The sequence below is a fragment of the Vibrio sp. ZF57 genome, from assembly GCF_001691235.1.
GTDB classification, from domain to species: domain Bacteria; phylum Pseudomonadota; class Gammaproteobacteria; order Enterobacterales; family Vibrionaceae; genus Vibrio; species Vibrio crassostreae_C.
In genome coordinates, this window is sequence record NZ_MAKD01000012.1 from 1 (window position 1) to 13,669 (window position 13,669).

The following is a 13,669-nucleotide window of genomic DNA, read 5'->3' on the forward strand; positions in this document are numbered from 1 at the left end:
AGATGACGCTGCGGGTCTACAAATCTCGAACCGTTTGAACGTTCAAAGTCGTGGCCTTGATGTTGCTGTACGTAACGCGAACGACGGTATCTCAATTGCACAAACTGCTGAAGGTGCAATGAACGAGACAACGAACATCCTGCAACGTATGCGTGATTTGTCTCTACAATCTTCAAACGGCTCAAACTCAAAATCTGAGCGTGTAGCGATTCAAGAAGAAGTAACAGCACTGAACGACGAACTGAACCGTATCGCGGAAACGACGTCTTTTGGTGGTAACAAGCTGCTTAACGGTACTCACGGTACTAAATCATTCCAAATCGGTGCGGATAACGGTGAAGCTGTAATGCTTCAACTGAAAGACATGCGCTCTGATAACGCTCAGATGGGTGGTAAGAGCTACCAAACTGAGAACGCGAAAGACAAAGACTGGAACGTTCAAGCGGGCTCTAACGACCTAAAACTGTCGTTCACTGACAACTTCGGCCAAGCACAAGAAATCGACATCAGCGCAAAAGCGGGTGATGACATCGAAGAGCTAGCGACTTACATCAACGGTCAACAAGATTCTGTTAAAGCGTCTGTTACTGAAGACGGCAAGCTACAAATGTTCACAGGCAACAACAAAGTGAGCGGCGATGTGTCTTTCTCTGGCGGTCTTGCGGGCGAGCTAGGTATTCAAGCAGCTAAAGACGTAACGGTTGATACTATCGACGTAACATCTGTTGGCGGCGCACAAGAGTCTGTAGCAGTAATCGATGCGGCCCTTAAGTATGTAGACAGTCACCGTGCTGAGCTAGGTGCTTTCCAAAACCGTTTCGACCACGCTATCAGCAACTTAGACAACATTAACGAGAACGTTAACGCATCTAAGAGCCGAATTAAAGATACCGACTTCGCGAAAGAAACGACTCAGATGACTAAGTCTCAGATCCTTTCTCAAGCTTCAAGCTCGATTCTTGCTCAAGCGAAGCAAGCACCGAACTCGGCACTTAGCCTACTAGGTTAATCGATTAAAAAGCCACGTTGACTATAAGCGTCAACGTTAGGCTTCCACAAATTAGCTCGTGGTGAGAGATGAGCGCTAAACAGACCCAGCTTCGGCTGGGTTTTTTATTGCCTGCAATTTGGAGAAGGGGGGAGTTTTGGTGTTGGTCGTTGATTGGAAAGCGAGATTCCCTATCACGCTCGCTCCTCACTGTAGGGAGTGACGGGAATTGGGAAATGATGGTTTCCTCGCTTACTACATCGAAGCAGTCTTTCGTCACCCCAGAATCGAGTAGAACGAGATATCAGGGATCTCTTCTGACTTTATATTCAACACTACGCTCATTAACTTAAATAATGGGGCAACTTTAGCGAATGTCGCCCTATTAATTGAAGCCCGATCACACTTTCCTTTGTTGTTGAAAAGAATACGAAAAAAATCGCATTTTTTATTAAAGCTTCTAATTAAGGGGCCGTTAAAGGGATTGAGAGAAATGATATGTACCAATGTAAGGTGAGAGAGACACTGGTGCATAAACAAATTGACATGTATTTGTGTGAGGTGAGAGTCACATAAGTGCATTAAAAAATGCCTAAAGGAGATCAACTATGGCGATTAATGTAAACACTAATGTGTCTGCAATGACGGCTCAGCGCTACCTGAATAGCGCGGCTGAAGGTACTCAAAAATCAATGGAGCGTTTGTCTTCTGGCTATAAAATCAATAGCGCAAAAGATGATGCTGCGGGCCTACAAATCTCTAACCGCTTAACGTCGCAAAGCCGTGGCCTAGACATGGCTGTGAAAAACGCGAATGACGGTATCTCTATTGCACAGACAGCTGAAGGTGCAATGAATGAGTCAACCAACATTCTGCAACGTATGCGTGACCTTTCTCTTCAATCTTCAAATGGTTCAAACAGCAAATCTGAACGTGTTGCGATCCAAGAAGAAGTCTCTGCTCTAAACACAGAACTTAACCGTATTGCTGAAACGACCTCTTTTGGTGGTAACAGGCTTCTTAACGGTACTTACGGTAGCCAATCTTTCCAAATAGGCGCAGACTCTGGTGAGGCGGTAATGCTCTCTATGGGGAACATGCGCACTGACACTAAAGACATGGGCGGCAAAAGCTATGGCGTAGAAGAAGGCAAAGATGCTTCTTGGCGTGTAGGTGCTGGTTCTGATCTAACGATTAAGTACAATGATAAGTTTGGTGAAGCTCAAGAATTATCCATTTCTGCGAAAGAAGGCAACGATATTGAAGAGCTAGCAACTTACATCAATGGTCAAAGCCAAGACGTTAAAGCGTCTGTGGGTGAAGGCGGTAAACTGCAACTTTTCGCTTCAAGCCAAAAAGTTGAAGGTGATGTTGAGTTTGGCGGCAGCCTTGCGGGCGAACTAGGTATCGGTGCTGGTAAAGACGTTACCGTTAACGATATCGACGTAACTTCTGTTGCAGGTGCAAACGAAGCAGTATCTATCATTGATGGTGCTCTAAAATCTGTTGATAGCCAACGTGCTTCTCTAGGTGCTTTCCAAAACCGTTTTGACCATGCAATCAGCAACTTAGACAACATCAACGAAAACGTTAATGCATCTAAGAGTCGTATCAAAGATACCGATTACGCGAAAGAAACAACAGCTATGACGAAGTCTCAAATCCTACAACAGGCGAGTACTTCTATCCTAGCTCAAGCGAAACAATCACCATCAGCAGCTCTAAGCTTATTGGGCTAAACTTACCTCGGTAAGTAGCGGTAAACTCTACTCTGGGTAGAGTTTTACTGTATGGCTCATAAAGGAGGGAGGGAGAGTGTTATGGAAATATCATCCAACGCATCGAACATCCAGCCTTATGGCTCACCTAATGGCATTAAAATTGCAAGCGATGAAGGTAGTAGTGCGTCGAGTCTTTCGCGACTAAAAGAAGCAACATCTTATGACAAGGTAGAGAAATCGAAAGAGGAAGCTACCGAAGCGGCGATTCAATTAGCTCAACATAGACAAGAGTTAAATGATGAAGAGCGAGTCAAAATGGTGGAGAAGGTAAACGAGTTTATCTCCTCTCTCAATAAAGGTGTGGCTTTTAAGGTCGATGAAGAATCTGGGAGAGATGTGGTTACCATTTATGAGACCACAACCGGTGATATTATTCGCCAGATCCCTGATGAAGAAATGCTTGAAATTCTAAGACGCCTAGCAGCCCAAAACTCGAATAGTCGAATATTTGAGGTGAAGGTTTAAGTCGTATTATTGAGGTGATTTAATGAGTTTTGGCCCAATGGGGATTTCGTCTGGCATGGATATCAATTCCATGGTCAGCACAATTGTTGATTCGGAGCGTGTACCTAAACAGCAACGAATCGACAATGAACGAACGCGAATCGATACCAGCATTAGTGCCTATGGAAGACTCAGAGAATCCCTTGATTCGATGAAAAACCTGATGACAAACTTTCGTCAGGAAAAAGCTTTTGCTGTGCGAACAGTCGAAAGTACCGATGAAGGTCTTGTCTCTGCAACCGCGACTACCGAAGCGATCGCTGGCAAATATGCCATCGATGTGTTGCAGCTTGCCCAAAGCCATAAAGTGGCTTCTGATGTACTGTCAGAGGACATGAAATTTGGCCCAGGTAAGCTGCAGATTTCGCTTGGTGATGACAGCTTTGATGTGCAAGTTGGCGACAGATCGAGACTTATCGAAGTTGTTCGTGGTATCAACGGTGCAGATAGCAACCCAGGCGTTCGTGCATCTATTATCAACGATGTCGAAGGTCCAAGACTTATTATTGCCTCGAACCAGTCTGGTTCAGATCAGCAGATCAGCATTAATGTTGAGTCAGATGCTGCCAATCCCCTGAAAAAACTCGAATACAAAACGCTTGAAGAACGTGTTAAAGCGCTAGAGAAAGCGCGCGTTGCTGCTCAAGATATTCTAGCTCTAACCCCTGCAGGAAAAGCCGTCGAACTCATCGATGAAGTGATCGCTAACGATGACCCAAATGCGAATGAAACACTCGATAAAGATGGCAATATCATCCCTGCAGCTCAAACCGATTCTACTTCAGATGTTGACGGAGACTCTAAAAGTCTCAGCTACGGTGAGCAAGCAGCCGCCGACGGCCAAGCCGCCCTAGACGCAGCTCAAGCGGCAAAGTCTGTGATGCCTGAAGATAATATCCCTGGCTGGACTGAAACCGCGTCAGGTACGCTTTTAGATTCTTACTACACACCAGAACTTGAGCTTGATGAAAAAGCGATAGAGAAGGCACCCGATGTGCCGGGGTGGTCAAATGCTGCCTCAGGTACTCTGACCGATTCCTACGTGACGCCAAAAGAAGCCCAACAAAAGCTTGAGGCGGAACAAGCTCGTATCGAAGAGAAGATTTCACAAGAAAAAGCGGAGTTGGCTGAAAAAGTTCAAAAAGGCGAACTCACCGCAGAGCAAGCCAAGAAAATTGAGCGTGCCAAATTAGAACCCGAAGAGCGCGAGCTCTTAGAGAAGGTCGATAAAGCGCAAGCAGATCTTGAACAAGCACAGCAATCTTTTGATACCTATAGTGGAATGACTGAAGTTCAGGCTGGCCAAGATTCTATGGTTGTCCTAGATGGTGTTGCTCAACTCTCTAGTAATAACAATGTGATTGAAGATGCCATTGAAGGTATTGATATTACGGTGAAAGGAAAAACGCCAAAAGATAAGCCGCCGGCAGAAATTGGTGTGGAGTACGACCGTAACAGTGTTCGCCAAGATATCGAATCCTTTGTGAGCTCTTATAACCAGTTCTATCAAGTGTCGAAAGACCTCGCGGGTGTTGATCCAACGACTGGTCAAAAAGGCCCGCTCTCTGGTGACAGTACAGTGCGTAACGCCGACTCCCGATTGAAAGGGGTGTTCTCATCAAGCATCGAAGGTGCGCCAGACAATCTAAAGTCTTTGACTGAATTCGGTATCACCACCACAAGACAAGGCTCGCTAGAAATCAACTACGATATGCTTGACCGTCAACTCAACAATAACTTTGATAAGTTGGGTGAGTTCTTTGGTGGCAACAACGGTTTCGCCAAAAAAGTGGAAGATGCGATTCAAGGTATCACAGGTATCACGGGTTCAATCCGTACTAGAGAAAAGAGCTTGGTCGAGCAAAACTACCGTTTGGTTGATGACCAAAGCGCGCTCGACCGCCGCATGGACAGCCTAGAGAGCCGTACCCACTCTAAGTTCACAGCCATGCAAGATGCGACCAGTAAGATGCAATCTCAGCTGGGCAGTATGATGAATGCGTTGGGCTAATAGATGAATAGCCAGCTACAAGAGCTTTGTGAACTCGATCAACTAATTATCTCTAAACTGGAATTTAGTGAAATTAATGCTGAAGAAATAACGCAGCTTGTCGATAACAGAGAACAGTTATTGCAAAACGTGCTTCAAATAATCGACTCACATCCCGACGTTAAGCAAAGTTCTGAATGGTTTGAAGCCATTACCAGAACCAGAAAATTAGTCGAATTGATGCAGTCTGAGACGAGTCGAGTAGGTAAGACCCTACATAAATACCGTCACGGCGCTAAATCAGTTCAACAATACAAAAAGTTTTTATAGAAGAGGTTTACTATGCGCGGTTCTTTACAGGCATATAAAAAGGTATCAGTGGATAGTCAGCTAACGGCTGCCTCACCGCATAAGATTGTACAAATGCTAATGGCCGGTGCTATCGAGCGTTTGATTCAAGGCAAAGCGGCAATGCAAGCAGGCAACATCCCAGTGAAAGGTGAGCGACTTGGTAAGGCTCTAGATATCATTATTAGCCTACGTAGTTGCCTATCTATGGACGATGGTGGCGATATTGCGAAAAACCTAGATCAACTTTATGAGTTCATGATCACGCAAATTTCTGCGGCAAATCACAAAAATGACCCACAGCCTATTGATGATGTTATCGATATTATTCGCGAAATTAAGAGCGCTTGGGACCAAATTCCGAACGAATATCACAACTTGACGTCCGCTGACGTAGGTATTTAAAGAAAAATTGCAGTTTTAACCAATCTCATATCCCTTAATTGGCTGGTTGCCTTATTTTTTTAATCAAATAAAATAGAAGCCATTAGATAGCCTAATGGCTTTTTTCGTTGCTGATTTCCTAAATTTGTCCACGTAGACCATAATCATTGATACTTTTCTCTGTTTTATCGATTACGTCGCTCACCGTTTTTCTGCATCGCACCAAAATAAAGGCAATAATTCCTACTTATGCAAGGTTTGGCAAAACTGCTTGTCGTCGACGATAACGCTCAAGATCGTCACAATTTAAGCACAATATTAGAGTTTGTAGGAGAGAGCTGCGAAGTAATCAGCTCTGAACAAGCACGTAAAGTTGACTGGTCACTACAGTGGGCCGGCTGCATTATTGGTACCATTAAAGGTAAAGGCTTCAACGCATTACTGAATGAGAAGCTTGTTCACGCCAATCACATCCCTTTACTGGTGATTGGCAAAAACAATCACCCGGTTGACGAGTTGACTAACTATGTTGGTGAGCTTGAACTTCCTCTTAACTACCCGCAATTAAGTGATGCATTAAGACACTGTAAAGACTTCTTAGGCCGCAAAGGTGTTCAAGTTGTGTCTTCGGCACGCAAGAACACCCTGTTTCGCAGCCTAGTAGGACAAAGTGCTGGCATTCAAGAAGTACGTCACTTAATTGAACAAGTCTCTTCTACGGAAGCGAACGTGCTGATTCTTGGTGAATCTGGTACAGGCAAAGAAGTCGTAGCGCGTAACATTCACTATCACTCTAAACGTCGTTCAGGGCCTTTTGTTCCTGTAAACTGTGGCGCGATTCCACCTGATTTGCTTGAAAGTGAACTGTTTGGTCATGAGAAGGGCGCATTTACTGGGGCGATTACCGCACGTAAAGGCCGTTTTGAATTGGCTGAAGGTGGCACACTGTTTCTTGATGAAATTGGCGATATGCCGATGGCGATGCAAGTTAAGCTGCTACGAGTACTGCAAGAGCGATGCTTTGAGCGTGTAGGTGGCAATAGCACCATACAAGCTGATGTTAGAGTGATTGCGGCAACCCACCGCAACCTTGAAGATATGATCGACGATGATTCGTTCCGTGAAGATCTTTACTACCGCTTAAATGTATTCCCGATTGAAATGCCGGCGCTTCAAGATCGTAAAGAAGATATTCCACTGTTGCTTCAAGAGCTGATGACTCGAATGGAAGCGGAAGGCAGCATGCCTATCTGTTTCACGGCTCGTGCTATCAACTCTTTGATGGAGCATTACTGGCCAGGTAACGTTCGTGAACTAGCGAACCTGGTTGAACGAATGGTTATCTTGTATCCAAACAGCTTGGTTGATGTGAATCACCTGCCAACTAAATATCGATACAGCGATATCCCTGAGTTCCAGCCAGAGTTTAATAGCTTTGGATCTGAAGAGGAGCAAGAGCGTGATGCACTTGCTGACTTATTCTCAGAAGATTTCAGTTTTGATCAGCAAGATGATATTGCCGACAATACTAATGCGCCTCAAGAGTTACCGCCAGAAGGGGTTAACTTGAAAGAGCTACTCGCGGATATGGAAGTGAATATGATCAATCAAGCGTTGGAAGCGCAGGGCGGCATTGTTGCTCGTGCTGCTGACATGCTTGGAATGCGTAGAACCACTCTGGTTGAAAAAATGCGTAAATATAACTTGCAGCGATAGTGTCCAGTTTTCGATGAAAACGAAAAACTAGCACACACTTTTTAGCTATTTGGTAACTCTAGCTAAGTGAACAGATAAACCATAGTCGAGTTGTTGCTTGCTTAACTATGTGATAAATATAGCAAATAGCCTGACTCGTGTTGTACGTCTCAGGCTGTTTTAGTATTTGAGGCAAATTTTTGACATGCGCGTATCTAACGAACCAGAAAATCAATCACACCTAGATTCTGTTGAACAGCAGGTTGAGCGCTATAAGCAAGTACTCGACGTGATGCCAGCTGGGGTTATCTTGTTAGATACACACGGCGAAGTGAGAGAAGCGAACCCTGAAGCGCATCGTATTCTTGGTGTTGAGTTGGTTGGCGAGAAGTGGTTTTCAGTGATTCAAAGTGCCTTTGACCCAAAAGACGATGACGGTCATGAGATCTCATTGAAGAACGGGCGAAAAGTGCGTTTGGCGATTTCAGCCTCTACCACGGGTCAGCTGATTTTGATTACCGATCTGACCGAGACCCGACTATTGCAGTCTCGCGTGAGTGATCTTCAGCGTTTGTCTTCATTAGGTAGAATGGTGGCCTCGCTTGCCCATCAAGTGCGAACGCCGCTTTCAAGTGCGATGCTGTATGCATCAAACCTTGCCGCGCCAAATCTGCCGCCGGCAACAAAAACGCGTTTTCAATCTAAGCTTATGGATAGATTGCATGACTTAGAGAAGCAAGTGAACGACATGCTGTTGTTTGCCAAAGGTGGTGACAACAAAGTCGTTAAGCCATTTACTGTGGCTGAATTGATCACTGAATTTCACCCTATGGTGGAAGCGGCATTGAAAACTAACCAGATTGATTATTGCCAAGAAGTTGAGGGCGAACAGACTCAAATGTTCGGCAACGCCAATGCTATCGCCTCAGCGTTAAGCAACCTAGTGTTGAACGCGGTTCAAATTGCGGGTAAGGAATCGCAGATCGATGTGTTTTTTAGGCCCGTAAATGGCGAGCTTAAGATATCAGTGCAAGACAGTGGCCCCGGCGTACCGAAAGAGCTTCAAGGTAAAATAATGGAACCCTTCTTTACCACTCGTTCACAAGGTACAGGTCTAGGCTTAGCGGTTGTACAAATGGTATGTCGAGCACATGAAGGCCGACTGGAATTGATATCAGAAGAAGGCGACGGCGCATGCTTTACCATGTGCTTGCCGCTGGAAAGAAGCGCTTCTTCTGAAAACGAATAAGTTTTAACTGAATTTACACTGGAGAATCCTATGGCTCAAAGCAAAGTGTTAATCGTCGAAGATGATGAAGGTCTACGCGAAGCCCTTGTCGACACACTCGCGCTTGCTGGCTATGAATGGCTGGAAGCGGATTGTGCGGAAGATGCTCTGGTCAAATTAAAATCGAACTCCGTTGATATTGTCGTATCTGACGTGCAGATGGCGGGCATGGGTGGCTTGGCACTATTGAGAAACATTAAGCAGCATTGGCCAAATTTGCCGGTATTGCTAATGACAGCGTACGCCAACATCGAAGATGCCGTTGCTGCAATGAAAGAGGGCGCTATCGACTATATGGCAAAGCCATTTGCGCCAGAAGTGCTGCTCAACATGGTCAGCCGTTATGCGCCTGTAAAGTCGGATGACAACGGCGACGCTATCGTTGCTGATGAAAAAAGTATCAAGCTAATGATGCTGGCTGATAAAGTTGCGAAAACCGATGCCAACGTCATGGTGTTGGGCCCGAGTGGTTCTGGTAAAGAGGTGATGTCTCGCTACATTCACAATGCTTCTAGCCGAAAAGATGGCCCGTTTGTCGCGATTAACTGCGCGGCGATCCCAGACAACATGTTAGAAGCGACCCTGTTTGGTTATGAAAAAGGCGCATTTACTGGCGCTATTCAAGCTTGCCCGGGGAAATTCGAGCAAGCGCAGGGCGGTACAATTCTGTTGGATGAGATCAGTGAAATGGATCTTAGCCTACAAGCCAAACTACTGCGTGTTTTGCAAGAGCGCGAAGTTGAGCGATTAGGTAGTCGTAAGAGCATCAAATTGGATGTTCGTGTATTAGCGACCAGTAACCGAGACCTTAAACAGTATGTTTCTGAAGGGAATTTCCGTGAGGATTTATACTACCGCCTGAATGTATTCCCAATTTCTTGGCCTCCATTGTGCGAGCGTAAAGGCGATATTGAGCCTTTAGCCAAGCACTTAGTTGAGCGCCACTGCACCAAACTTGGTATGCCTGTACCCGTTATGTCAGCACAAGCGATCAGCAAACTCGTCAATTATCCGTGGCCGGGCAATGTTCGCGAATTAGACAATGTGGTACAGCGTGCGCTAATATTGAGCGAACAAGAGAACATCTCTGGTGAGCATATCCTTCTTGAAGGTGTCGATTGGCAAGACGCAAGCAGCCTACAACAAATCGTCGAAGGCAGTGACGTAGCTGCGCCAGAAATCAAGCCGATTGCCGAAGCAAACCCAATCAATAAAATCGCGGCTAGCAGCGAAGGGTTAGGTAATGAGCTTAGAGATCAAGAGTATGCGATCATTCTTGAAACCCTGATTGCATGTAATGGTCGACGCAAAGATATGGCTGAAAAACTGGGTATTAGCCCTCGTACACTGCGTTACAAGTTGGCTAAAATGCGCGATGCTGGAATAGATATCCCAAACTGAGGATAGATTAGTAGTGTCAGCTTTCTGACTAGTGTAATACGATATCTAGTCAATTTAATGTGTGGCACGCTAATTGCTCTGTCAATAATATAGCTAAATAGATGGTCATAATTTTGACTCCTGAGGTAGTAGATGAGAATAGATGGTTTACAAGGCGAAATGCAGGCGATGATGGTCGAAGCTGCCAGCGCGCGTCCCGCAGCAACGGGGCAAGCGGTCGGTGCAGATTTTGGCAACATGCTGACTAATGCCATCAATAATGTGAACTCATTACAAAAGACCTCAGGTGATCTTCAAGCTCGTTTTGATAGTGGCGACCAAAGCGTATCCCTATCGGACGTGATGATTGCTCGTAATAAATCTAGTGTGGCTTTTGAGGCGACGATCCAAATTAGAAATAAATTGGTCGAATCGTACAAAGAGCTGATGAATATGCCGGTATAAGTTGGGTAGTTAAATAGTGGCAGATAATAGTCAAACAACAGATTTAACCGTAAGCGATAGCAACGACCATGCACTTATTGCAGGCTCTGAGCTAGACGGAGAAGGGCAAAATCCCGATCTAGGTGAACGCAGTTCATCGAAGTTCGATATGGCTGTCGGTGATCTTGATTTACTTCGTCAGGTCGTCTTAGTCCTTTCTATCTCTATCTGTGTAGCGCTGATTGTGATGCTGTTTTTCTGGGTAAAAGAGCCAGAAATGCGTCCATTAGGGGCTTACGAAACAGAAGAATTGATCCCCGTTCTTGATTACTTAGATCTGCAAAAGATCGATTACACGCTTGAAGGCAATACCATCTCAGTACCGGCGAGTGAGTACAACTCATTAAAGCTTAATATGGTACGAGCGGGTTTGAATCAAGAGCGAAACGCGGGTGATGACATCCTCATGCAAGACATGGGTTTTGGTGTATCACAACGTTTAGAACAAGAACGCCTTAAATTAAGCCGCGAAAGACAACTTGCCAAAGCCATTGAGCAGATGAAACAGGTACGTAAAGCTCAGGTTTTATTGGCCCTGCCGAAGCAGAGTGTTTTTGTACGTCATAATCAAGAAGCCTCTGCTTCTGTATTCCTAACTCTAAAAACAGGTACTAACCTCAAGCAGCAAGAAGTTGATTCTGTTGTGGATATGGTGGCAAGTGCCGTTCCGGGAATGAAAACCTCACGTATTACGGTGACCGATCAGCATGGCCGATTGTTGAGCTCAGGCTCTCAAGACCCTATGTCAGCGGCGCGTCGTAAAGAACACGAGTTAGAGCGCAATCAAGAACAAGCGCTGCGTGAAAAAATTGACTCCATCCTGATTCCTATTCTTGGGTTTGGTAACTACACCGCTCAGGTTGATATCCAGCTCGATTTCAGTGCTGTGGAGCAAACCAGAAAACGTTTTGATCCGAATACACCGGCGACTCGAAGTGAATACACCTTAGAAGATTACAACAATGGAAATACGGTGGCGGGTATTCCGGGTGCGTTGAGTAACCAGCCTCCAGCGGATGCCTCAATTCCACAAGATGTGGCTCAGATGAAAGACGGCGCGATGACAGGTCAAGGCTCTGTTCACAAAGAAGCGACTCGAAACTTTGAGCTAGACACCACCATCAGTCATGAACGTAAACAGAGCGGCACGGTTAATCGTCAGACGGTTTCTGTTGCGATCAAAGACCGCCAATCCTTGAACCCAGATACGGGTGAAGTGGTTCATACGCCAATCCCGGCGAGCGAAATCAATGCGATTCGCCAAGTACTGATTGGTACGGTGGGCTTTGATGAAACTCGTGGTGATTTGCTCAACGTATTAAGCATGCAGTTTGCACCTCAAGTAACAGATGTTGTTGCTGATGTGCCAATCTGGGAGCATCCAAACTTCAATGATTGGGTTCGTTGGTTTGCAAGTGCCTTGGTTATCATTGTGGTGGTGTTGGTACTTGTTCGCCCTGCAATGAAGAAACTGCTTAACCCAGCAGCAGACAACGATGAACAGATGTACGGACCTGATGGCATGCCAATTGGTGCCGACGGCGAAACCAGCTTAATTGGTGGTGATATTGAAGGTGGTGAGCTGTTTGAATTTGGTTCAAGTATCGACTTACCAAACCTTCATAAAGACGAGGACGTGCTGAAAGCAGTACGTGCACTTGTAGCGAATGAACCAGAGCTAGCAGCTCAAGTAGTTAAGAATTGGATGGTAGATGGCTAACGAAATAGTTCCACAACAAACTGAAGGCGGTGAAGTGCTTGATGTCTCTAGCGTGGATATCGGCTCTATCTCAGGCGATGAGCGCGCTGCGATCTTGTTGCTCAGTTTAAATGAAGAAGATGCTGCTGGTATTATTCGTCACCTAGAGCCAAAGCAGGTTCAGCGTGTGGGTAGTGCGATGGCGCGAGCTACAGACCTATCCCAAGAGAAAGTAGGCGCTGTGCACCGTGCTTTCTTAGATGATATTCAGAAGTACACCAACATTGGTATGGGCAGCGAAGACTTCATGCGTAATGCGTTAGTTGCTGCTCTGGGTGAAGACAAGGCGAATAACCTTGTTGACCAAATCCTTCTCGGCACAGGTTCGAAAGGTTTGGATTCGCTTAAGTGGATGGATCCTCGTCAGGTGGCGAGCATTATCATCAACGAGCACCCTCAAATTCAAACTATTGTGTTGTCGTACCTCGATGCCGATCAATCGGCTGAGATCCTGTCTCAGTTCCCAGAGCGAGTTCGTCTGGATCTGATGATGCGTATTGCCAACCTTGAAGAAGTTCAACCTTCGGCGCTTGCTGAACTGAATGAAATCATGGAGAAACAGTTCGCGGGTCAAGCGGGTGCTCAAGCTGCCAAAATTGGTGGCCTGAAAGCCGCGGCTGAGATCATGAACTACATGGATAACAACGTGGAAGGCGTCTTGATGGATCAAATCCGTGACCAAGACGAAGACATGGCAACACAGATTCAAGATCTGATGTTTGTCTTTGAAAACCTTATTGAAGTTGATGACCAAGGTGTTCAACGACTACTACGTGATGTTCCACAAGATATTCTACAGAAAGCACTTAAAGGTGCAGATGAAGGTCTACGTGAGAAGATCTTCAAGAACATGTCTAAACGTGCTGCCGATATGATGAGAGACGATATTGAGGCGATGCCGCCAGTCAAAGTCTCTGATGTTGAAGCGGCTCAGAAAGAGATTTTGGGTATCGCGAGGAAGATGGCAGACAGTGGCGAAATTATGCTGTCTGGTGGCGCCGACGAGTTCCTTTAATACAGAAATCTCAAAAGCCCCACACTGTTGGGG

General features: G+C 45.6%; 12 protein-coding genes. All 12 read left to right on the plus strand.

Annotated features, from left to right (window positions below; all coding sequences use genetic code 11):
* Positions 1–1,009 (plus strand): flagellin (locus A6D97_RS01110; protein ID WP_065583657.1); only part of this gene is annotated, 1,009 nt, incomplete at its 5' end.
* Between the two features lie 587 nt (positions 1,010–1,596).
* Entirely contained in the window at positions 1,597–2,727 is a 1,131-nt protein-coding gene (locus A6D97_RS01115; protein WP_048611345.1) for a flagellin, read from the plus strand.
* A gap of 81 nt (positions 2,728–2,808) precedes the next feature.
* Positions 2,809–3,234 carry a flagellar protein FlaG gene (flaG, locus tag A6D97_RS01120; protein WP_017066380.1) on the plus strand — a complete coding sequence of 142 codons (426 nt, stop codon included), beginning with the start codon at positions 2,809–2,811 and terminating at the stop codon, positions 3,232–3,234.
* A gap of 22 nt (positions 3,235–3,256) precedes the next feature.
* On the plus strand, positions 3,257–5,284 hold the full coding sequence (gene fliD / locus A6D97_RS01125) for a flagellar filament capping protein FliD (RefSeq protein WP_065583658.1): 2,028 nt from the start codon (positions 3,257–3,259) through the stop codon (positions 5,282–5,284).
* A 3-nt stretch (positions 5,285–5,287) separates the two neighbouring features.
* Positions 5,288–5,593, plus strand: coding sequence for a flagellar protein FliT (locus A6D97_RS01130; RefSeq protein ID WP_017060688.1), 306 nt, complete (start codon positions 5,288–5,290; stop codon positions 5,591–5,593).
* Positions 5,594–5,605: 12 nt separating this feature from the next.
* A complete protein-coding gene (fliS, locus tag A6D97_RS01135) occupies positions 5,606–6,016 on the plus strand; it encodes a flagellar export chaperone FliS (protein ID WP_004736194.1) in 411 nt (136 codons plus the stop codon).
* Between the two features lie 228 nt (positions 6,017–6,244).
* Entirely contained in the window at positions 6,245–7,711 is a 1,467-nt protein-coding gene (locus A6D97_RS01140) for a sigma-54 dependent transcriptional regulator (protein ID WP_065583659.1), read from the plus strand.
* Positions 7,712–7,895: 184 nt separating this feature from the next.
* Entirely contained in the window at positions 7,896–8,939 is a 1,044-nt protein-coding gene (locus A6D97_RS01145; protein WP_065583660.1) for an ATP-binding protein, read from the plus strand.
* A gap of 30 nt (positions 8,940–8,969) precedes the next feature.
* Positions 8,970–10,379, plus strand: a complete 1,410-nt coding sequence (locus A6D97_RS01150; protein WP_017060685.1) for a sigma-54 dependent transcriptional regulator — start codon at positions 8,970–8,972, stop codon at positions 10,377–10,379.
* Between the two features lie 132 nt (positions 10,380–10,511).
* Positions 10,512–10,823: a flagellar hook-basal body complex protein FliE gene (gene fliE, locus A6D97_RS01155; RefSeq protein ID WP_017060684.1), complete on the plus strand. Its 312-nt coding sequence runs from the start codon at positions 10,512–10,514 to the stop codon at positions 10,821–10,823.
* A 16-nt stretch (positions 10,824–10,839) separates the two neighbouring features.
* Entirely contained in the window at positions 10,840–12,582 is a 1,743-nt protein-coding gene (fliF, locus tag A6D97_RS01160; RefSeq protein WP_017060683.1) for a flagellar basal-body MS-ring/collar protein FliF, read from the plus strand.
* Complete coding sequence (fliG, locus tag A6D97_RS01165; RefSeq protein WP_017060682.1) at positions 12,575–13,636, plus strand: flagellar motor switch protein FliG; 1,062 nt, start codon at positions 12,575–12,577, stop codon at positions 13,634–13,636. The genes fliF and fliG overlap by 8 nt, the downstream gene beginning before the upstream one ends.
* The last annotated feature ends 33 nt before the right edge of the window (positions 13,637–13,669 follow it).